18 protein-coding genes are annotated in these 20,530 nt (G+C 60.2%); 9 read left to right on the forward strand and 9 right to left on the reverse strand.

What is annotated here, in order from left to right; genetic code table 11:
• Positions 1-257: 257 nt before the first annotated feature.
• The 3 genes from glgX to OCV66_RS12785 form a co-directional block, all read right to left on the reverse strand.
• On the reverse strand, positions 258-2,360 hold the full coding sequence (gene glgX / locus OCV66_RS12775; RefSeq protein ID WP_054326909.1) for a glycogen debranching protein GlgX: 2,103 nt from the start codon (positions 2,358-2,360) through the stop codon (positions 258-260).
• A gap of 131 nt (positions 2,361-2,491) precedes the next feature.
• A complete protein-coding gene (rfbA, locus tag OCV66_RS12780; protein WP_107631633.1) occupies positions 2,492-3,349 on the reverse strand; it encodes a glucose-1-phosphate thymidylyltransferase RfbA in 858 nt (285 codons plus the stop codon).
• A gap of 78 nt (positions 3,350-3,427) precedes the next feature.
• Complete coding sequence (locus tag OCV66_RS12785; protein WP_054326910.1) at positions 3,428-3,628, reverse strand: helix-turn-helix domain-containing protein; 201 nt, start codon at positions 3,626-3,628, stop codon at positions 3,428-3,430.
• A 73-nt stretch (positions 3,629-3,701) separates the two neighbouring features.
• Between OCV66_RS12785 and OCV66_RS12790 the strand changes: the two genes are divergently transcribed.
• Entirely contained in the window at positions 3,702-3,947 is a 246-nt protein-coding gene (locus OCV66_RS12790) for a hypothetical protein (protein WP_054326911.1), read from the forward strand.
• 86 nt (positions 3,948-4,033) lie between these two features.
• On the opposite strand, the gene ppdK is transcribed toward OCV66_RS12790, so the two are convergent.
• From ppdK to OCV66_RS12815, 5 genes are all read right to left on the reverse strand, one after another.
• A complete protein-coding gene (ppdK, locus tag OCV66_RS12795; protein WP_054326912.1) occupies positions 4,034-6,667 on the reverse strand; it encodes a pyruvate, phosphate dikinase in 2,634 nt (877 codons plus the stop codon).
• A gap of 243 nt (positions 6,668-6,910) precedes the next feature.
• On the reverse strand, positions 6,911-8,605 hold the full coding sequence (locus OCV66_RS12800) for a trypsin-like peptidase domain-containing protein (RefSeq protein ID WP_147574489.1): 1,695 nt from the start codon (positions 8,603-8,605) through the stop codon (positions 6,911-6,913).
• A gap of 87 nt (positions 8,606-8,692) precedes the next feature.
• Positions 8,693-9,196 carry a flavin reductase family protein gene (locus tag OCV66_RS12805; protein WP_054326914.1) on the reverse strand — a complete coding sequence of 168 codons (504 nt, stop codon included), beginning with the start codon at positions 9,194-9,196 and terminating at the stop codon, positions 8,693-8,695.
• 78 nt (positions 9,197-9,274) lie between these two features.
• The gene (locus OCV66_RS12810) at positions 9,275-11,782 is read right to left on the reverse strand and encodes a DNA translocase FtsK (protein ID WP_147574490.1); all 2,508 of its coding nucleotides are present in this window, start codon (positions 11,780-11,782) and stop codon (positions 9,275-9,277) included.
• 61 nt (positions 11,783-11,843) lie between these two features.
• Positions 11,844-12,677, reverse strand: a complete 834-nt coding sequence (locus OCV66_RS12815) for an undecaprenyl-diphosphate phosphatase (RefSeq protein WP_054326917.1) — start codon at positions 12,675-12,677, stop codon at positions 11,844-11,846.
• A 280-nt stretch (positions 12,678-12,957) separates the two neighbouring features.
• Here OCV66_RS12815 and OCV66_RS12820 point away from each other — a divergent pair, with 280 nt between their 5' ends.
• From OCV66_RS12820 to OCV66_RS12845, 6 genes are read left to right on the forward strand one after another with little or no spacing between them, the layout of a single operon-like run.
• Positions 12,958-13,173: a hypothetical protein gene (locus tag OCV66_RS12820; protein ID WP_054326918.1), complete on the forward strand. Its 216-nt coding sequence runs from the start codon at positions 12,958-12,960 to the stop codon at positions 13,171-13,173.
• Between the two features lie 44 nt (positions 13,174-13,217).
• Positions 13,218-14,468: a phage terminase large subunit gene (locus tag OCV66_RS12825; protein WP_256435203.1), complete on the forward strand. Its 1,251-nt coding sequence runs from the start codon at positions 13,218-13,220 to the stop codon at positions 14,466-14,468.
• 46 nt (positions 14,469-14,514) lie between these two features.
• A complete protein-coding gene (locus OCV66_RS12830; RefSeq protein ID WP_054326920.1) occupies positions 14,515-14,724 on the forward strand; it encodes a hypothetical protein in 210 nt (69 codons plus the stop codon).
• Complete coding sequence (locus tag OCV66_RS12835; RefSeq protein ID WP_054326921.1) at positions 14,714-16,267, forward strand: portal protein; 1,554 nt, start codon at positions 14,714-14,716, stop codon at positions 16,265-16,267. The genes OCV66_RS12830 and OCV66_RS12835 overlap by 11 nt, the downstream gene beginning before the upstream one ends.
• A complete protein-coding gene (locus tag OCV66_RS12840) occupies positions 16,245-16,757 on the forward strand; it encodes a hypothetical protein (RefSeq protein ID WP_054326922.1) in 513 nt (170 codons plus the stop codon). Before OCV66_RS12835 ends, OCV66_RS12840 begins: the two co-directional genes overlap by 23 nt.
• Positions 16,758-16,788: 31 nt before the next feature.
• Positions 16,789-17,829: an FN3 associated domain-containing protein gene (locus OCV66_RS12845; RefSeq protein ID WP_147574491.1), complete on the forward strand. Its 1,041-nt coding sequence runs from the start codon at positions 16,789-16,791 to the stop codon at positions 17,827-17,829.
• 66 nt (positions 17,830-17,895) lie between these two features.
• Here the strand turns inward: OCV66_RS12845 and OCV66_RS12850 are convergent, their stop codons facing one another.
• Entirely contained in the window at positions 17,896-18,177 is a 282-nt protein-coding gene (locus tag OCV66_RS12850; RefSeq protein WP_054326924.1) for a hypothetical protein, read from the reverse strand.
• A 149-nt stretch (positions 18,178-18,326) separates the two neighbouring features.
• Between OCV66_RS12850 and OCV66_RS12855 the strand changes: the two genes are divergently transcribed.
• Both OCV66_RS12855 and OCV66_RS12860 read left to right on the forward strand, forming a co-directional pair.
• The gene (locus tag OCV66_RS12855; RefSeq protein ID WP_107631626.1) at positions 18,327-18,695 is read left to right on the forward strand and encodes a hypothetical protein; all 369 of its coding nucleotides are present in this window, start codon (positions 18,327-18,329) and stop codon (positions 18,693-18,695) included.
• Complete coding sequence (locus OCV66_RS12860) at positions 18,695-20,515, forward strand: hypothetical protein (RefSeq protein WP_054326926.1); 1,821 nt, start codon at positions 18,695-18,697, stop codon at positions 20,513-20,515. Before OCV66_RS12855 ends, OCV66_RS12860 begins: the two co-directional genes overlap by 1 nt.
• The last annotated feature ends 15 nt before the right edge of the window (positions 20,516-20,530 follow it).

Genomic DNA, 20,530 nt, shown 5'->3' on the forward strand with positions numbered 1-20,530 from the left:
TGCCGACTACGGCATCTGCGGCGACCTGTTCAAGGTCGTTCCCATGATGATCGACGCTATCAAGGCTGCTAAAGCTGCTAAGTAAAAACCGACCACCTGCGGAAAACCGCCGCCGCTGTACCTCTCATGCAGTACGGGATATGATCCGCGCCGCATGGCCTGCCGCCGCCTAACGGCAAGCCCGGCTGCGGCTTTCTGCCGTGTGAAATTGACAAAAAGCCCGCAGAGCATTTGCTCTACGGGCTTTTTCCTGTTGTTCACCGGCGCTCCGCGGCCACAACCGCCACCGAGCGCGGCCCCAGCGTAAAGCGCGCGCCGTCAAATGGGATATCCGGCGCGAACGGCTCCGCGCAGGACGTGTGCAGGACAAGCCGCCAGCGAAGCCCCTCCGGCGCCGCGGGAATCTGCTGCTCCCGCGCCTCCCAATGCGCGTTGACCGCAAGCAGTACAAGGTCGTCCGCCGTATTTTCCTCGTTCCGGCCTGCGAACAGCACGCCAATCTGCCTGGTTTCCCCCTCCATCCGACCGTTCCATGCCTCTCCATTATGCAGGGATACGTCCGGCCAGCCGCAGGCCGCGGGGCTGGTCGCGTCGCGCAGCACCGGATGCACTTTCCGTAGCGCGATCATCTGCTGCACAAACCGGAACAGGCCCTGGTTCTGTTCCAGCCGTTCCCAATCCAGCCAGGAGACTTCGTTATCCTGGCAATAGGCGTTGTTATTGCCGAACTGCGTATTGCCGAACTCGTCGCCAGCCAGGAACATCGCCGCGCCGCGGCTGCAGAGCAGCACGGCAAACGCGTTTTTGCGCAGGCGGTCGCGCAGCTCCAGTACTGCCGGCTCTTCCGTCTCCCCCTCCGCGCCGCAGTTCCAGCTATTGTTGTCATTCGCGCCGTCCGTATTCCCCCAGCCGTTCGCCTCATTATGCTTCTGGTTATAGGCATACAGGTCGTACAGGGTAAAGCCGTCATGGCAGGTCAGGAAATTGACCGAGGCGTTCTGCCGCTTATCCGGCGGATACAGGTCGGGCGAGCCGCAGATACGCTGTACCGCCGCCTGCGCCAGTCCGGCGTCGCCCTTAAGGAAGCGGCGCAAATCGTCGCGGTATTTCCCGTTCCATTCCGCCCAGCGGTTCCAGGAGGGGAACGAGCCAACCTGATACATGCCGCCCGCGTCCCAGGCCTCTGCAATCAGCTTGACGCGCCCCAGAATCGGATCGAACGCCAGGCTTTCGAGCAGCGGCGGCTCGGACAGCGGGCCGCCATCCTCATCGCGCCCCAGGATACTCGCCAGGTCGAAGCGGAACCCGTCCACACGATATTCGACCACCCAGTAGCGCAGGCAGTCCAGAATAAACTGCCGCACAGTCGGGTGGTTGCAGTTGAGCGTATTACCGACGCCGGAAAAATTATAGTACCGCCCATCCGGCGTAAGCATGTAATACACATTATTGTCCATCCCCTTGAATGAGAAAAACGGCCCCCGCTCGTCGCCCTCCGCAGTATGGTTAAACACCACGTCCAGAATGACCTCAATGCCGTTTGCATTCAGCGTGCGGATCAGCGTTTTCAGCTCGGTCCCCTCGCGGTTGAACTCGACCGCCGCCGTATAACCCGTGTTGGGCGCAAAAAAGCACACGGTATTATAGCCCCAGTAGTTGAGCAGCGTCCGGCCGTCCACCACGCGTTCCTCGGCCAACTCGTCGAATTCAAACACCGGCATCAGCTCGACCGCGTTTATGCCGAGCGCTTTCAGGTAGGGTATCTTTTCCATCAGGCCGGCGAAGGTCCCCGGGTGCGCCACACCTGACGATGGATGGCGCGTAAAACCACGCACATGCGTCTCATAAATCACCATATCCTGAAACGGGATATGCGGGTCGCTGAAAGCGCCCCAATCGAACGCATCCTCAACCACGCGGGCATGATACGCCGTTTCCGCCGCCGGCTTCTCCCCCCACCGGCTTTGTCCGGTGACGGCGCGGGCATAGGGGTCGAGCAGGAAGCGCGTCCTGTCAAACAGCAGCCCACGGGCGGGGTCATATGGCCCATCCATCCGGTAGGCGTATTCAAACTCCGTGATCTCCAGACCAAACACGATCATCGACCAGGTGTTTCCGATGCGGCAGCTATCCGGAAAGGGCAAAACCGCATACGGCTGCTGTTCAGTACGCCGGAACAGACACAGCTCGCAGCGGACCGCGCCAATCGAATGGATGGTGAAGCTGACACCGCCCGGCACGGGCGTTGCGCCGTTAAGCAGGAACAGGCCGGGCCGCACGGCGAAGCCGCACACGGTTCCGGTCGCGCGCAGGGGCTGGACAGACGCCGGCTGCACGGGCAGTATGGTTTTCTCGGACATGGGTTCCCTCCTTGTGCTGACGGACGGATGCTTATGGGTTCAGTATACCCCGACGGAACGCTTTTGTCCACCGCACAGGGCAAACAAAAAGCCGCCGGAAAAATTCCGGCGGCTTTGTTTCAGAGCGGCGCTCACAGGCATTGCAGGTATTGCCCGTACAGCGTCTTATCCAAATCAGACGCAAGGCGCATGAGCGCCTGGTGGGAAATGTAGCCGCGCTGGTACGCGATCTCCTCCAGGCAGGCGATATAGCGGCCAGTCTCATCCTGCACGCGCTTGACCTCCTGCGCGGAGCCCAGCAGGTTTTCCGCGGTACCCGCGTCCAGCCAGACAAAATCGCGGTCAAATTTGACCACATGCAGCTTGCCGCGGCGCAGGTATTCCAGATTAACGTCCGTGATTTCCAGCTCGCCGCGCGCGGAGGGCTTGAGGGCGTGGGCGATCTCCATCACGTCGTTATCATAGAAGTACAGGCCCGGGATGATATAATTGGATTTGGGATAGCGCGGCTTCTCCTCAATGGAAACTGCATTGCCCGCCTCGTCAAATTCCACCACGCCAAACGCGCGCGGGTCGTTCACATAATGTCCGAACACACAAGCGCCCTCCCCCAATGCGAGCGCACGGTTCAGGTAATCCTCAAAAAACGGGGAATAGAAAATATTATCCCCCAGCACCAGGCAGACATCGTCCTTTCCGATGAACTGCTCGCCGATCAACAGCGCGTCCGCGATGCCGCGCGCGACCTCCTGCACCTCATAGGTGATATTGACGCCGAAGCGCCCACCCGAACCCAGCAGGCGGTAAAACGGCCCTTCCTCTCCGGGCGGAATGATAATCAGGATATCGCGTATGCCAGCCTGTAGCAGCACGGCCAGCGGATAATAAACCATCGGCTTATCATAGACGGGCAGCAGCGGCTTACAAACCGGCCGCGTCATGGGGTAAAGGCGCGAGCCTTTGCCCGCGGCAAGAATAATTCCTTTCATATGGCGTTCCTCTATCTTTGTTCTGATATTGCAGGAATATTATAGCATCTCCGCATGGAGATTTCCACCCGAATCTCTTTATTCATCAAATCCCAGTGCTTCATCGGGCGTGATGCACAGCAGGCGGCAGATTGCGGCGAACGTTTCCACATCCATTTTGTTTTTTCGTGTCTCGTACATGCTATAGGTTGATCTTCCCAATCCCAGCGCCGCGCTTACATCTGTTTGACGCAGCCCAATTTCCTTACGCCTTTTGCGAAACCTGTCCAAATAATCCATAGCTTCTCCCTCTTGATAAATCATGTTTTATGATTTATAATAATCTCACGATACATGAAACAAGGCGATTATTATGATACCAAATACGGAAGACCTCTTTGCCCACTACTGCACACACGGTTTGACCATGCCAGACGACTTTACCAAAGCGCCTGCTTTTCTGATACTCAAAAATCAGCTTTCTTCCGAACAAACGCGGCAGTTGTCCGCATTATTGGATGAACAGGCGCTTACTTTCTGCGACTATGCCTATCAATGCTTCCAACAGGGCATCCGGTTTGCCCTCTCCCTGATGCAGCAGCTCTACCCGCCGGAATAGGCATACTTTTATTTATTATAGCAAAGCCCGTCCATATATGCAACGAAAAAAGCCCCTCCAGATGGAGGGGCTTTTTTTATCAGCTTTTACGCCTTTCCAAGCTCCTTGACGCGCGCCTGCGCCGCCGCCAGGCGGGCGATCGGAACACGGAACGGCGAGCAGGAAACATAGTTCAGGCCCACATTGTGGCAGAACTCGACCGAGGACAGGTCGCCGCCGTGTTCGCCGCAGATACCGAGCTTGATCTCCGGACGTACCTTCTTGCCGTTTTCGACCGCCATTTTTACCAGACGACCCACGCCATGCTGGTCCAGACGGGCAAACGGGTCGGATTCCAGAATCTTCTTGTCAAAATACGTCTCCAGGATGCGGCCCACGTCGTCGCGCGAGAAGCCGTATGTCATCTGGGTCAGGTCATTGGTGCCGAACGAGAAGAACTCGGCTTCCTCCGCGATCTCGTCCGCAGTCACAGCCGCGCGCGGCGTTTCTATCATCGTGCCGACCATATACTTCATCTTCAGGCCGGAAGCCTCGATCAGCTCGTCAGCCTTGGCCTTGATGATCTTCTTGACAAAGCGCAGCTCGTTGATCTCGGATACCAGCGGCACCATGATTTCGGGCGTGATGTGCAGGCCGTCTTCCTTCCAGACATTGATCGCGGCGGAAATGATCGCCTCGGTCTGCATCTCGGCGATTTCCGGATACAGCACGTCCAGACGGCAGCCACGGGTACCGAGCATGGGGTTGAACTCATGCAGGTCTTCCACCTTGGCCTTGAGCTTTTCAAAGGTAATGCCCATTTCGCCTGCCAGCTCGCGGATATCGTCGTTCTCCTGCGGCAGGAACTCATGCAGCGGAGGATCGAGCAGGCGGATGGTTACCGGCAGGCCGCCCATCGCACGGTAAATCCCCTCAAAGTCGCCGCGCTGCATGGGCAGAATCTTGGCGAGCGCCGCCTTGCGCTGTTCGACCGTATCGGACACAATCATCTCACGGACCGCCTTGATACGCTCCGGCTCGAAGAACATATGCTCGGTGCGGCAGAGGCCGATGCCCTCGGCGCCAAACTTGCGCGCCTGCGTTGCATCGCGCGGGGTATCGCCGTTCGTACGGACGTTCAGAGTGCGGATCTCATCCGCCCAGCCCATGAAGCGGCCGAAATCGCCGGTCAGCTCCGCGTCCTGTGTTTCGATTTTGCCGAGGTATACGTTGCCGGTCGAGCCGTCAAGCGAGATGAAATCGCCCTCGTGTACGACCGTCCCATCGGCAAAGGTGAGTGTCTTGTCCGCCTCGGAAACCTTGATGCCGTTAACGCCGGCGACACAGCACGTACCCATGCCGCGTGCAACAACCGCCGCGTGCGAGGTCATGCCGCCGCGTGCGGTCATGATGCCCTCGGAAACCGCCATGCCATCGATATCCTCCGGCGAGGTTTCCTGACGCACCAGGACGACCTTGAGACCGGTCTTATGCGCTTTCGCCGCTTCCTCCGCCGTGAAATAGACCGCGCCGCAGGCCGCGCCGGGAGACGCCGGCAGGCCGGTTGTGATCGGGGTCGCCGCCTGAAGCGCAGCGGGAACAAACGTCGGGTGCAACAGAGCGTCGAGCTGCTTAGGCTCGACCTTCATGATGGCCTGCTCCTTGGTGCAGACGCCTTCGTCCACCAAGTCGACCGCGACCTTGAGCGCCGCCTGCGCGGTGCGTTTGCCGTTACGGGTCTGGAGCATGTAGAGCTTGCCGTTTTCAATGGTGAACTCCATATCCTGCATATCGCCGTAGTGCTGCTCCAGGCGAGAGGAGATGTCCACAAACTGCTGGTAAACCTCCGGCATGGTATCGGCCAGCGCGGAGATCGGCTGCGGGGTGCGGATGCCGGCCACGACGTCCTCGCCCTGCGCGTTCATCAGGAATTCGCCGTACAGCTTCTTTTCGCCGGTCGCCGGATTGCGGGTGAACGCAACGCCCGTACCGGAGGTGTCGCCCATGTTACCGAACACCATAGACTGCACATTGACCGCGGTACCCCAGGAATGCGGAATATCGTTCATGCGGCGGTAGGTATTCGCGCGCGGGTTATCCCACGAACGGAATACCGCGCGGACCGCTTCCATAAGCTGCTTTTTAGGATCCTGCGGGAAATCCTCGCCGAGCGACTTCTTGTAGTGGTCCTTGAACAGGACGATCAGCTCGCTCATATCGTCCGCGTCCAGCTCGTTGTCCATCTTAACGCCCTTTTTATCCTTAACCTGGTCGATAAAGGTCTCAAAGGTGGACTTGGGCAGCTCCATCACAACGTCCGAGAACATCTGGATGAAACGGCGATAGGAATCGCGTGCGAAACGCGGGTTATTGGTCAGCTTTGCAACCGCTTCGCAGATCTCGTCGTTCATACCGAGGTTGAGGATGGTGTCCATCATGCCGGGCATGGAAGCGCGCGCGCCCGAACGGACGGATACCAGCAGCGGGCGGTCGGGATCGCCGAGCGTTTTGCCCGTTACCTTTTCCAGTTTATCGAGGTACTCCATGATCTGCTCCTGAATATCCGGATAGATCGTTTTTCCGTCCTCATAATACCGGGTGCAGGCCTCGGTCGTGATGGTGAAACCCTGAGGAACAGGCATACCCAGTCCGGTCATCTCCGCCAGATTGGCGCCCTTTCCGCCGAGCAGTTCACGCATTTTGCCGTTGCCTTCCGGGAACATGTAAACATACTTCTTCATTTGGGTCTTCTCCTCCATTTCGTTTCTGTGCTCTCCACACACTTCACTCACGCAAAGATATTATATCATGCAGGGCGCTTCGTGTTCTATTGTGGGATTTCACCGATTTGCTAAAGCTATATTGTGCAAAATGACGGCAAAACATGAGAGTTTCTCCATGCCGCGGTTTTTTATTTCTCCATTTTTCGTATAATCCATTCTTTTTCCAACAAATTATTTTGCTTTTTCGCCGGTTTCCCGTTTTTATTTCCCTTTTTGTGAAATGATACAGTATTGACGCAGAAAATTCATATCCGCCCACATCCTGCGCAAATGCCTGCAAAAAAAACCGGCGGTCTGAGGCAGACCGCCGATCAAGTTGAAATGAAGTCCGGTTACGACCACCGCGAGAACATCGTACCCCTGATAGGTCGTTTGATAAAGCTGCACGGAATACAGATATCCGGCCGAGGAGGTGAACGCATCTCCGGAAAACAGGTAAAATGTATTTTCGTTCAGCGCCGCATAGTACTGCAGCAGCTTTTGCTGCTCGTCCGGCATGTCGGACATCTTATAATAAAAATAGCTTCCCCCAAAGGATGGGTTCCGATCGCGCGACCACGCGAACAGGGGCACGCCGGTCACTTTGCCGAAATCCGGCACCGGATACAGCCCCGCGTAGCAGCGGGAAGCCGCCGGACGGTGCGCGTCCGTATAGGCGGCGACGCTTACCGCCTCGCTGCCGTCCAGTTCCTTCAGAGCGGTAATCGGCACAGAGAACGACGGCTTGCCGCCGGACTGACTGCTGACCGTGATGCCGACCAGCCTTCCGGCGCTGTCCACCAGCGCGCCGCCGGAATTGCCGCTGATAACCGAGGCGCTGCTCTCGATCATGGGCGTTGTGTAATCCGTATTATATGGGTCGATCACCGTTCCCTGCGTCAGTTTCGCCCTCCCGCCGCCAGGATAACCGAGCGCATACACCGTATCGCCCGCCTGCACCGTTTCCGCAGTCTGTAGGTATGGCAGGCCGCTCCCCTCGAGCTGGATATGCGCGATGTCCATATCCGCGTTCAGGTCGTATATGCTGACCTCATGGCGTGTGCCGTCCGTCAGCTCCGCGACTAGGCGGTACACGCCGTTTACCACATGCCCGCAGGTGACCGCATCTCCGTCCGGCCCGATCAGCACGCCGCTGCCCATACCGAGCAGGCTGCCTTTTGCATCATAGGAGTACAGCTTGAATACCGCGGGCATGCAGTACGTTATCGCCTCGTCCGCGGTCAGCGTCTCCCTTACCTCAAGCGTAACTGTCTGCCGCAGCGCCGGCTCCACCATGCGCGTCACGATCGCGGCAGCTTCACTGCGCTTGATGGTGCTGTCCGGCAAAAGCCGGCCGGATGCGTCCGAACCAGTCAGGACGCCCGCTCGGTACAACAGATATGCCGCGTCGGCGTAATACGCCCCCTCCGGCACATCGGGGATCGCCCCGTCCTCCACGGAATTGACTTGCTCGAGCGCCTCCTCCGGAAAGGCTTTCGCCAGCACATCCGCGAACGCGCCGCGGGTCGCCGCCGCTTCATAGCTTTCCAGCGGCGCGGACAGGATGCCGTTTTCCAACGCATACGCCGCATAAACCGTATACCACGGAGAGGATGCCGCAAAGTCCGTCGCGCCGTTCTGGTAAATGCTATGCAGGCAGGCCGCCAGCTTGACCGCTTCCGCCATCGTGAGGCTGTTGTCCGGCGCAAAGGACGTTTGCGAAACGCCGTTGATCAGGCCGTATTCATAGGCCAGCTCCACGTTTTCCGCATACCAGGCATCAGGCGGCACATCCGCAAACTGGCCGGTATAGGGCTGCTGTTCGGTAAAGTTCTCATAGCCTGCGAACGCCGGCGCGGGCAGTACGCCCAACGCCAGCACAGCGCACAGAAGCAGGCTGAGCAGTTTTCTTTTCACAGATGGTTTCCTCCGGTTCCGGTTGTTTTCTTTTTCAGTATACGCCCGGCACCCTGTCGATTTTGTGAACAGTCTGTAGAGATTTGATTACCCTTTGTACGCCGCAACGATCTCGCCGATATACATGGCATGGAAATCGCGGTCCGCATAGTTCTTATCCAGAATCTCCTGCTGCAGAATATCCTCCGGCGCGATCTCGCTCCGGCAGCGCTTACGGCAGACAAGCACGAGCGCCGCCTCCGCAAACGTCGGCTGCCCCTCCACAAACACCGGCGTCAGGCCGCTGTCGTGCATTTTATCCATGTCCCGTCCGGACTTGGTACCCATCAGGTTCAGGGCTTCACGGTTTCCATCTTGTAAAAATGTCAGTGTAAAATACTCACTGTCATCAACAAATTCCTTTGTATACCGACTGTGGCGGATATAACAGGTTGCGGAGGGCTTGCCCCATATCACACCCACGCCGCCCCAGCTTGCGGTCATGGTGTTCCACTTGTCTTCCGTTCCCGCGGAAATCAGCATCCACTGCTTGCCAATCATCTCGAACGGGTTAAACGACTGCTCTGCAATATTGATCTTGGTCAAAGACATAATAAACCCTCCTGTTGGAAATTAAAAATGAACGACGGGGAAATACGCGGCAGTCCCCTTTTGATGGAAACCGAGGCTTCAATCGAGCGGCGTGTGCCGCCGCAGCTTCATTTCCTGCCACTCCTCTTTGGAAATCAGGATTTGGCGTGGCTTGGAGCCCTCGAACGGACCGATGATGCCGCGCTCTTCGATCTGGTCGATGATGCGCGCGGCGCGGGAATAGCCGAGCTTCAGACGGCGCTGCAGCATGGAGGTGGACGCTTGGCGGCAATCCATAATCACATCGATCGCCTCCTCGATCATGTCGTCCTCTTCCTCGCCCGGGTCGCCGGAAGCGCCGCCCTTGCCCTCCGCCTGCTCCGCCTGGCGCTCGATGTGTTCGAGTATCTCCTCATTATATTCGGCTGTGCTTGTCTCCTTGATATGCGCGATCACCGCTTCGATCTCATCCGACGAAATAAAGCAGCCCTGCACGCGCGTAGGCTTGCCCTCCCCCAGCGGGGCGTACAGCATATCGCCCTTGCCAATCAGCTTTTCCGCGCCAGTCGTATCCAGAATAATGCGGGATTCAATCTGGCTGGCCACCGCGAACGCGATGCGGGACGGGATATTGGCTTTCATAATGCCGGTAATGACGTCGGCCGACGGGCGCTGGGTCGCCACCACCAGATGCATGCCCGCCGCGCGCGCCTTCTGCGCGATGCGGCAGATCGAAGTCTCGACCTCCTTGGCCGCGACCATCATCAGGTCTGCCAGCTCATCGATGACAATGACGATCTGCGGGAGGACCTGATACTGCTCGGGCGCGCCGCCCTCCTCCTGCTCCGCCTTCGCCCGTTCGGCGCGCATCAGGTCGTTATAGCCGACCAGGTTGCGCACCTGATGGTCCGCGAACAGCTTATAGCGGCGCTCCATCTCGCCCACCGCCCAGTTGAGTGCGCCCGCCGCCTTCTTGGGGTCGGTCACGACCGGAATCAGCAGGTGCGGGATGCCGTTGTAATTGCCCAGCTCAACCATTTTAGGATCGACCATGATCAGCCGGACCTCCTCGGGCGTGGACTTGTACAGCAGCGAGATCAGCATGGAATTGATGCACACGGATTTGCCCGATCCGGTAGTACCCGCAATCAGCATATGCGGCATTTTCGCAATATCGCCAATCACCGGCTTGCCGGTGATGTCCTTGCCCACGGCAAAGGACAGGCGGCTGCGCGCGTTGGTGAACGCCGGCGAAGCGATACACTCGCGGATGAACACTGTATTGACCGCTTTGTTCGGCACCTCGATGCCGACTGCGATCTTATCCGGTATGGGCGCGATGCGGACGGATACCGCGCCGAGCGACAGCGCAATATCATCCGACAGCGCGGTGATGCGGGAGATCTTAATGCCGCGCGGGATGGTCAGCTCGAACCGCGTGACCGAGGGGCCGCGCACAATGCCGATGATCTGCGCGTCGATATTGAACGACTGCAGGGTGTCGATCAGGCATTCGGAATTTTCCCGCAGCTCAGCTTCCGCGCCCGCCGCCGATGCCCGCTTGCCCTGCACCAGCAGCTCAATCGGCGGATAGTCGTAAACCGGAACTGGCGCTTTCTGGCTCTCGTCCATCTGCTCGCTCAGCGCCGCCTGCTCCTGTTCCCCGATCTTTTCCGCTTTCTTCGGCGCCTGCTCCAGCTCCGCCGGCGCTTCCTCTTCCTCCGGTTTATTCTCCACTAGGTCCATGATGCTGACCTGCTCGCCCGTCGTTTCCTCTTTGAGCGAACGCAGGTATTCATCCGGTGCGATCGGCTTACCACCGTGCATGCGGCGCGGCGGCGCGTCCGGAGCCTCGCCCGGCTTGTCCTCGCCCGGCGGCTCGGCATCCAGCGGGATATCGATATTCACCTTGCGGCGCGCGGCGCGGCGCTCCTCCCGTTTCTGCGCATGGACAGCGGCCACCTCATGCACATTGGGCAGCTTGGCTGGCGCCTCATAGCGCTCGCGCTCCTCTTCGTCCTCATATTCATACGCTGGGGGGCGGAACATATCCATCAACGCCTGCGGCGTGATGCGGCAGGCGGCCAGCAGCGCCGCAACCAGCAGCAGCAGCAAAACCAGCAGCGCGCCGATCGAGGACAGCGCCCACTCAAACACCATGTACAGGCCGCCGGACAGCAGGCCGCCTGATTTCATCTCCATGCCGGACTTCAGCAGGCCGGACAGGGTACTCATGGAGAACGCATATTCATTGGCGCAGGTGATCGCATGCACGACGCCGCCCGCCAGCACGGGCAGCAGGGCGATGCAGCAGCCCCGCAGGCGCACCGGCCCTTTGCGCCGCGCGATCAGCAGCGCCGCCAGCCCCAGCAGGGCGAACGGCAGCACATAGCTGCCTGTCCCGATCAGCGCGCCAATCCCCCGATGCAGGGCGTCTAGCACGACCCCGTCGATCGGCAGCAGCGACAACAGGCACAGCAGCCCCGCCACGCCCCAGATCGCGCCCCAGGCCGCGCGCGGCAGAAGCGTCTCCGGCTCGGGCGCGCGGCGCGCGGCCGCTTTCCCGCGAGGCGCGCTTTTTTTGGTTGTGGTTTTTCTTGCAGCCAAATTATTGAAACCTCTCTTCCGTTCTCTTTTCCATACCGCGGCAGACCCCGCAGCGGAACGGTCAGACCACCATCCGGATCAGGCTGACGACGATCGTGATTGTACCAATCAGCGTACAGTAGACCACGAACGGGCGGAAGTTGCCCCGCTTGGACACAAACCGCACCATGCGGATCGCCGCCAGGCCGGATACCATCGCCACCAGGATGCCTACGATGTAGCAGGCGAGCGAAACCTCGCCAATCGTCGACGGATCGCGGATCACGTCGACCAGTTCCAGAATATTCGCGCCCAGAATGACGGGCAGCGACATGATAAACGCGAACCGCACGGAAAACTCGCGCGAAAAGCCGCGGAACAGGCCGGTACACATAGTGGTACCCGAGCGCGACAGGCCGGGCAGCACCGCGAAGCACTGGCCGATGCCGACGATCAACGCATCCAGCCAGGTCGCGTCCTTTTCCGTCTTATGCTTTTTCGGCGCCTTTTCCGACAGGAACAGGATCGCCGCCGTGACCAGAAGCATCAGCCCGACGACCAGGGACGAGGAGAACGCGCCCTCAATCTTGCTTTTGATCGGCAGGATGGCGAACATCGGCAGAATCGTAATCAGCAGCATGATGATAAAACGGCGGTAAGGATGGCCGTTGATCCGGAAGCCGTCCTTGATCCAGGCGAAAAATTCGAGGAACAGCTCCTTGATATCGCTCCAGAACGCAACGACAACCGACAGCAGCGTGCCAAAGTGCAACAGCACATTAAACAGCATGTAATTAGTTTCTATCCCGTCCCCAAAAATCGTCTGGGCGAGCACCAAATGGCCGGACGAGGAAACGGGTAAAAACTCGGTCAGGCCCTGTACCAGACCCAGCAGAACGGCGAACCATAAACTCATTCTTTTTCTCCTCTCGGTGGGGCGAATTTTACATACGGTTTTATTATAGCATATCTCCGTGTCAGATACCACCAAATTTAGCAAAATACCGCCGTGTATTCGCAGGCCCGCCGCCTTTGCGCAAGGGCTGCTCCGCTTTCCGCCGCCACGCCCGCAAAAGGGTTATTTTTTTCACGCCTCGCAAAATCGAACATTTGTTCTTGACTTTTACGGAGGATTCTCCTATTCTATGCCCTGCGGGAAAGTAAGCGACTCTATCCCCAAAGGAGGCGATGCCATTGTGCGAAAAAAGAACCATCCGGACGAGCTGATCCGGATGCTGTACGAGATCGCGGACGACGCGGAAGCGCCCGCGAACAGCCGTCTGACCGCAATCCGCGAGATTCTCGACCGGACGGTCGGCAAGGGGGTGCTGCTGGACGGTGCGGAGGCCGAACCGCCCGCGCCGGTCGAGATCGTGTTCCAAATCGTGGACGTGCGATCGAATACGAAATAACCCCGCGGCAGGCGGCGTTCATCCGCTCGGAGGCATTTGAAACGCTGTTCGGCGGCGCGGCAGGCGGCGGCAAAAGCCACGGCCAGCTTTTGGACGCATTGCGGTTCGCGGTGCAATATCCGGCCTCGCGGCAGCTCATGCTGCGGCGCACCCTGCCCGAGCTGGACCGCTCGCTCGTGCCTGCGTCGCTGCGGCTGTTCCCGCAGGCGGTCGCGTCCTACAAGGTGAGCGAGCACCTGTGGCAGTTCGTTAACGGCTCAGTTCTGGAATTCGGCTACTGCGATGCAGAGAGCGACGTGACCCGTTATCAGTCCGCCGAGTACGATGTGATCCGCTTCGACGAGCTGACCCACTTCACGGAAAGCCAGTTCACCTACCTGATCTCCCGCGTGCGGGGCGCGAACGGCTATCCCAAGCAGATCAAATCCACCACCAACCCGGGTGGCGTGGGGCATCACTGGGTCAAGGCGCGGTACATCGACCCCATGCCGCCCGACACCGTGTGCGAATGCGATGGCGGCACGCGACTGTTCCTGCCTGCGCGACTGGCGGACAACCCATTTCTGCAGCAGGCGGACGCGGGATATGAAAAACGGCTGCGGCTGCTCGCCCCGTACGACCGCAGGGCGCTGCTCGACGGAGCGTGGGAGCTGGACGAGGGGCGGTATTTCAGCGAGTTTTCCGCCGAGCGGCACGTCACGCCGCCGCACCCCATCCCCAAGAGCTGGCGGCGTTATCTGACGATCGACTACGGGCTGGATATGCTCGCCGCGCTGTGGATCGCACAAAGTCCGGATGGATACAGCATAGTATACAGAGAGTTATATCAATCTGGTTTGATTATCTCAGAAGCGGCGGCGGCCATTCTGGACTGCGAGCCGGCGGGCGAACGCATCGACTGCCGGCTGGCTCCGCCCGACCTGTGGAACCGGCGGCAGGAGACCGGCAAAAGTGCGGTGGAGCTGTTCGCGGACTGCGGGCTGGACTTCGACAAAAGCAGCAACGAGCGCGTCGCCGGCTGGCTGGCGCTGCACGAGCTGCTCGCCCCGCGTCGGGACGCGCAGGGTGGGATGCGCCCCCGCCTGACCATCTTCGACACCTGCCGCAACCTGATCCGCACCCTGCCCGCCCTGCAGCACGACAAGCGCAATCCGTCCGACACGGCGAACACGCCGCACGAACTGACCCACGCGCCGGACGCGCTGCGCGGCTATGCAGCGACCGTGTACGAGCCGTCCCAGCCCGCGCCGCCGACCCTGTATGACTGCGAGGTGGGAGAGTTTTTGCGGTACTGAGCCAAAATGGGGAATCACCGTCCCCATTCCAGAAAAGGAGGACACTATGGAACTATTATGCTACTGCATCGGCGCCGCCCTGCTGGTGCTGACCGGCGCGGTCATATCCGGCGGGCTGACGCTGCCCACCCCGCTCTGGCGGGAGGGCGGGCGCGGCCGCAGCGGCGATGCGCCGGACACGGCCGGAGACGCACTCAGCCGCGACCTGGCCGCGCTGATGGCCTACGGACGGGAGGAGGACGACCATGCGGTTTGACCCCTCGCCTGCTGCGATCTGGCAAAAGTACGAGCGCGACCGCGACTACAAACGCTCGATCGGCCTGTACGACCGCGTGCGCCGCAACGAGGCCTTCTACCTCGGCCGCCAATGGGAGGGGCTGCGCGTCCAGTCGCTCGACCCGCTGATCTTCAATGTGCTGCGGCGCTGCGTCAACCTGTTCGTATCCATGCTGGTATCGGACGATGTGGCGGTACGCGCGCAGCCGTTCGACATGGACAGCGCAGGCCGCCGGACCGCCCGTATCCTGGAGCGCTCGTTCGCGTCCGCGATCGAGCGGTCGGGCGTCAAGGCGCTCGGACGGCCGCTGCTCAAAAACGCCTGTGTGGACGGCGACGCGTGCTTCTATCTCCACTTCGATCCCACGCTTGAGACCGGCCAGGCAATCAAGGGCGATATCGCGGCAGAGCTGATCGACTCGACCAATATCTGCTTCGGCAACCCTGCCTGCGACGAGGTACAGCGCCAGCCCTACCTCATCCTCGCCATGCGGCGCGATGTGGACGAGGTCAAAAAGGAGGTGCGGGAAAACGGCATGGGCGCAGACGAAGCCGAGGCCATCCGGCCGGACGGCGACGCAGACCACCTGCGCCGCCTGCACGGCGAAAACAACCGCGTAACCGTGCTGCTGCACATGCGCCGGACCGAGCACGGCGTCGCGTTCTGCAAAACCACGCGCACCGCGACCGTGATGCGTGAAAAGGAGCTACCCTACCGCTACTATCCGGTGACCCATCTGTGCTGGAACCGTGTGCGCGGCTCGTGCCACGGCGAAAGTCCGCTGACCGAGGCCATCCCCAACCAGATTGCCATTAACAAGCTGTACTCGATGTATGTACAGTGCATCAAGCAGGTGGCCTTCCCCAAGATCATCTACGACATGACCCGCTTCCCGAACGGGTGGTCGAACGACGTGGGCAAGGCGGTCGGTATGCGCGGCGACCCGAACACCGCGATTGCGGCTGCGTTCAAAGCGCCCGATATCTCCAGCCAGGTGCTCGGGCTGCTGAAGCAGATGATGACCGACACCGCCGAGCTGATGGGCGCGAGCGAGGCCGCGCTCGGCACGGTCAAGCCGGACAACACCTCGGCTATCGTCGCGGTGCAGAACGCGACCGCCGCCCCGCTTGAGCTGACCAAAATGGAGTTCTACCGCTTCACCGAGGACTGGGCGCGCATCTTCCTCGACCTGATGGGCGCGCATTACGGGATACGCACGGTCGTCGTGCCGGATGAGGACGGAGGCGAACCGCAGCGTCAGTCTTTCGATTTTTCCACGCTCGCCGGGCAAGATATGCGCCTTCAGGTGGACGTGGGCGCGGCGAGCTACTGGTCAGAGACCATGCAGACCATGACCAACGACCACCTGCTCGAAAGCGGGGTCATCACCGACCCGCTCGTTTATCTGGAAAACGTGCCTGACTATCAGGTGCGCGGCAAACACGACCTGCTGCACGCGCTGCGCATGCAGCGGCAGCAGCAAAAGGAGGCAAATGCAAATGCAGAACAAGACCAGACCTAACAGCAGTCCGGCGCAGCCGCTCCCGCAGGAGACGGGAGCAGTTGCATCCAACCCATTCTCCCCTGATACCGCTGGGCAGTCCGCGCCCCCCGCCGCACAAACCTTTCCGGTGCCGGTAGACGGGCAAACCGTGGAGCTGACGCTGGAGGAGCTGATCCATGCGGCAAGCTTGGGGCTGTCCAAACAGAACGCCTATGTGCGCCGCAACCGCGCTGCGAACGGTATGCCCAACGGGCAGATCTATGCGGCGTTCGTGGAGGAATATCCCGAGGTCAAGCCCGAGGACATCCCGCAGCAGGTGTGGGAATGGGCGCAGCAGGAAGGCTCGCTGGTTTCCGCCTACCGCAAGTGGGAGATCCTTGAACTCAAGGACGAGCTGGCGGCGCTGGAGGTGAACCAAAAGAACCGCCGCGCGGCGGTCGGTCCGGCACAGTCGGACGGCGAGCCCGCAGGCGTCGATCCCGTGACCTTAGCACTGTTGGGGAAATAAACATATCGTATAAACAGGAGGTATTATACTTATGGCTATCAATCTTGCAAGCAAATATTCCGACCAGATCGCCGAGGTATTCACCCGCGCGTCCTTCATCAAGGGCAAGACCGCGGAAACCTTTGACCTGACCGGTGTCAAGACGCTCAAGGTGTACACGCCGATCACGGTCGAGGAGGTGGACTACGACCGCGACGGCGGCCTTGCCCGCTACGGCGACGTGGCCGAGATGCAGGACGTGGTGCAGGAACTGACCATGACGCAGGACAAGGCATTCACGCTCACCATTGACAAGGGCAACAACCTCGACCAGAATCTGGTCAAAAATGCGGCCGACATGCTGCGTCTGCAGCTGAACGAAAAGTCCACGCCCGCCGCGGACAAATACGCCTTCCGCCGCTTTGTGACCATGGCTGGCACGATCGCGGAAAGCGCGGCCAAGCCGACCAAGGCCGACATCATCAGCAAGATCGCGGACGCGTCGCAGGCGCTCGACGACGCGCTGGTGCCGGACGACAACCGCTATCTCTACCTGACAAGCGAGATGTACAAGCTGGTCTGCACCTCGGACGAGTTCGCAGGCGTGGACGTACTTGCGCGGCAGTCCATTGCCAAGGGCGTCTGCGGCGAGGTGTTCGGCATGCATGTGGTGCGCGTACCCAAGAGCTATCTGCCCGAGGATGTGTATTTCCTCGTCGCGCACAAGGACGCGGTGCTTATGCCCTATAAGATCGCGGACGCCAAGGTTCACGAGGATCCGGTAGGCGTATCCGGCGCGCTGATCGAAGGCCGCCATTACTATGACGCCTATGTGCTGGGGGCGAAATGCGGCGGCGTATACGCGCTGGTGGCGGCGGATACGGTATCCGACGCGCCGGTGGTCGCCTCGGGCAAGATCACCGCAGGCAGCGGCGCGGCCATCCGCTACACGCTGGACGGCTCCGACCCGCGCTACTCGGATTCGGCCAAGGATTATATTGCCGATACCGCACTGACCGCGGACGAGGGCTGCCAGATCCGCGCCTACGCGGTCGAAACCGGCAAGTATCCATCCCCTGTGGCGACGGGCTAAAGAAAAAGGCCGCCCATAGGGCGGCATGAGACAGGCTCTCAGCCTGGCACAAGTGCGGATATTCTATCAAAGCTTATCAACAAACTGCTTTGCCTGCACCAAATTCATCCCTGTCTGCTCCCGCAGGTGTTTGACCGCCTGCACCGGCTGACCGCTTTTCTTGAGTCGTTTCAGTTCATTTTGTAATTTTTCACTGATATAATCCGATTTGTATTCTACATGTCCGGTAACATCCGCCAAGCTGTCCAGTCGCTCTTTCAGCCTGTAGACCTGCTGCTGCAAAGTCTGCTGCCGCAGGTATAGCGCCAAAAGCAGTACGGTCAGCATGGAGATCAAAAGATATGCCATATTACCTTTACCCCCATCTATCTTCATATTATTTTATATTATAGCATCGGGGCCAGTGGCAAGTTTAAACAGCATGTAAATAATCTTCAGATCGGGGCATCCGCCTTTGTGCCAGGCTGGGAGCCATATATTGCAAAAGGAGGAATCTCATGACCGGAACCGAATGCTTCCGTGCGGCGCTGAACTTGCTTTCCGAAACGCCGGACAGCGGCGCGTATTACGAACCGTTCGCGCTAGGCGCGCTCAACCAGTTGCTCGTCAACAGCCTGCGCGAGATCAACGCGGAGCGGGTATTCTGCGCCGAGCAGCCGCACGCCGCGCCGCCGCGCATGGACGCGTTGGACGAGGATATCCCCACAGGCGACTGGCTCGCGCGCGAGTGCTTCCCCTATGGGCTGGCGGCTCTGCTCGTGGCCGACGACGACAAGGCCAAATTCAACTGGGCGGCCGCGGAATACGCTGACCGCCTGCTGCGCCACTGTCCGGCGCAGTTCACCGGCATACAGGAGATGGTCTGATGCGCGCTTACCAGTTTCCTTATCCCGAGACCGAGCGCGAAACCGTGGTCAGCCGTTTCGGCGGCGCGGACTTTCGCACGCACCCCACCAAGGTATCCCTGTCCCGCTCGCCCGACCTGCAGAACCTGATCTGCGACCAGAACGATTTCCTGGTCAAGCGCACTGGCTGGAAAACCCAGCAAAACTACAACGCGCCTCTTTTCGGCCTGTTCCCCCTGCCCGACGGATCCGGCCTGGCCGTGCATGCGGGTACCAAGCTGTACGCCCGTCCCGCCACGGGTACGCAGGCCGAGCTGTGCACGGACATGAACGAGGCGTTCTCGCAATCGTTCGTGATGAACGGCGTATTATACTTACTTGATGGACAGACCTACCGCGCGGTGCGCAAAAACAGCGCCGGAACCGCGTGGGAGGCTGTCAAGGTACAAGACGTCGCCTATGTTCCGACCACCACGATCTCCGCGCAGCCGACCGGCGGCGGCACCAGCTATGAGGCAGTTAACTTGCTCACCCCCAAACGCATCAACACCTTCATTGGCAACGGCTCGGCGACCCAGTTCCAGGTGGACGCAAAAAATCTGGACGACACCGAGGTAACCGCAGCGGTAAACGGCGCATCCGTGACCGTGTCCTCGGTCAACCGCACGACCGGCCTGATCACATTGGCCAGCGCGCCCGCAAACGCCAACGGGCTGGCCAACGTATCCATCACGTTCTCCAAAACCGTGACCGGCTATGCGGATAAAATCAACCAGTGCCGGTTTGCCGGACTGTACGGCGGTAAAAACGATACGCGCGCGTTCGTTGCCGGCAATCCGGACGAGCCGGACTGTGATTGGCAGAGCGGGCTGTATGATCCCACCTATTTCCCCGATACCGGCTACACCCGCATGGGGACGGACGCGTCCGCGATTGTAGGCTATCTCAAGCAGTATGAGAGCCAGCTCGTCATCAAGTCCGGCGGCGCGCAGGAGGCGACCAGCTATCTGCGCTCCTACTTGATGGCGGACGACGGGACGGCGCTTTATCCGCTCAAGCAGGGGGCGCAGGGCGCGGGCGCGACCGCGCCGCGCAGCTTCGCCACGCTGGGCGATCTGCCGCTGTTCCTGTCCGCACGCGGGGTGCAGGGCGCGTTCGGCACTGCGGTCGCGGAGCAGCGGACCATCCGCTCGGTATCGGACGCGATCGTACCCAAGCTGGAGACGGAAGCCGGATTGGAGAACGCCTGCGCGGCCGTGTTCGAAGGAAAATATTACCTTGCCGTGAATGGGCATATGTATATCGCAGACAGTACGCTGACCGAGGAGAACGGCGACCCCGCATGGTTTTACTGGACCGAGGTCCCCGCCCAATGCCTTGCCGTGCTGGACGGTCGGCTTTGGTTTGGCACCGCGGACGGCCGGCTGTGCCGCTTCGCCCGCGCCGACGAGGATGGCGCCTACTGTGACGATGACGCGGCGATCGACGCATACTGGCGCACGCCCACCTTGCCGCTCGCGGACTGGGGGCGGGTCAAAACCGTGCGCGATGTCATCCCGACGCTCATGCCCTACTCACGGTCGGGCGCGACCGTACAGTATGAAAACGAGAATGGCGCGCTGCTCGCGCTTTCGCGCAACATGGACCTGTTTTCGTTCAAAACGCTGGATTTTTCGCGGTTCTCGTTCCGCTGCATCCCTGGCGCGGTCAGCTACCGCACCCGCCGCCGGCAGCACCGCATGCCGCTGTTCGCGGTGCGCATCGGCAACGACCGGCCGGACGAGCCGTTCGGCCTGCTCGCGCTCACGATCCGCTGGACGCAGGGGCAGACCGTGATCTGAGAAAGGAGGGAAACA

This window comes from Agathobaculum ammoniilyticum, assembly GCF_025567315.1.
Taxonomy (GTDB): domain Bacteria; phylum Bacillota; class Clostridia; order Oscillospirales; family Butyricicoccaceae; genus Agathobaculum; species Agathobaculum ammoniilyticum.

Excerpts from the sequence above, each read along its gene's own strand:
- OCV66_RS12835 (WP_054326921.1), top strand. The coding sequence starts at position 14,714 with ATGCGGTTTGACCCCTCGCCTGCTGCGATCTGGCAAAAGTACGAGCGC.
- OCV66_RS12830 (WP_054326920.1), top strand. The coding sequence starts at position 14,515 with ATGGAACTATTATGCTACTGCATCGGCGCCGCCCTGCTGGTGCTGACC.
- OCV66_RS12855 (WP_107631626.1), top strand. The coding sequence starts at position 18,327 with ATGACCGGAACCGAATGCTTCCGTGCGGCGCTGAACTTGCTTTCCGAA.
- glgX (WP_054326909.1), bottom strand. The coding sequence starts at position 2,360 with ATGTCCGAGAAAACCATACTGCCCGTGCAGCCGGCGTCTGTCCAGCCC.
- OCV66_RS12840 (WP_054326922.1), top strand. The coding sequence starts at position 16,245 with ATGCAGAACAAGACCAGACCTAACAGCAGTCCGGCGCAGCCGCTCCCG.
- ppdK (WP_054326912.1), bottom strand. The coding sequence starts at position 6,667 with ATGAAGAAGTATGTTTACATGTTCCCGGAAGGCAACGGCAAAATGCGT.
- OCV66_RS12860 (WP_054326926.1), top strand. The coding sequence starts at position 18,695 with ATGCGCGCTTACCAGTTTCCTTATCCCGAGACCGAGCGCGAAACCGTG.
- OCV66_RS12850 (WP_054326924.1), bottom strand. The coding sequence starts at position 18,177 with ATGGCATATCTTTTGATCTCCATGCTGACCGTACTGCTTTTGGCGCTA.
- OCV66_RS12845 (WP_147574491.1), top strand. The coding sequence starts at position 16,789 with ATGGCTATCAATCTTGCAAGCAAATATTCCGACCAGATCGCCGAGGTA.
- OCV66_RS12805 (WP_054326914.1), bottom strand. The coding sequence starts at position 9,196 with ATGTCTTTGACCAAGATCAATATTGCAGAGCAGTCGTTTAACCCGTTC.
- OCV66_RS12790 (WP_054326911.1), top strand. The coding sequence starts at position 3,702 with ATGATACCAAATACGGAAGACCTCTTTGCCCACTACTGCACACACGGT.
- OCV66_RS12815 (WP_054326917.1), bottom strand. The coding sequence starts at position 12,677 with ATGAGTTTATGGTTCGCCGTTCTGCTGGGTCTGGTACAGGGCCTGACC.
- rfbA (WP_107631633.1), bottom strand. The coding sequence starts at position 3,349 with ATGAAAGGAATTATTCTTGCCGCGGGCAAAGGCTCGCGCCTTTACCCC.
- OCV66_RS12785 (WP_054326910.1), bottom strand. The coding sequence starts at position 3,628 with ATGGATTATTTGGACAGGTTTCGCAAAAGGCGTAAGGAAATTGGGCTG.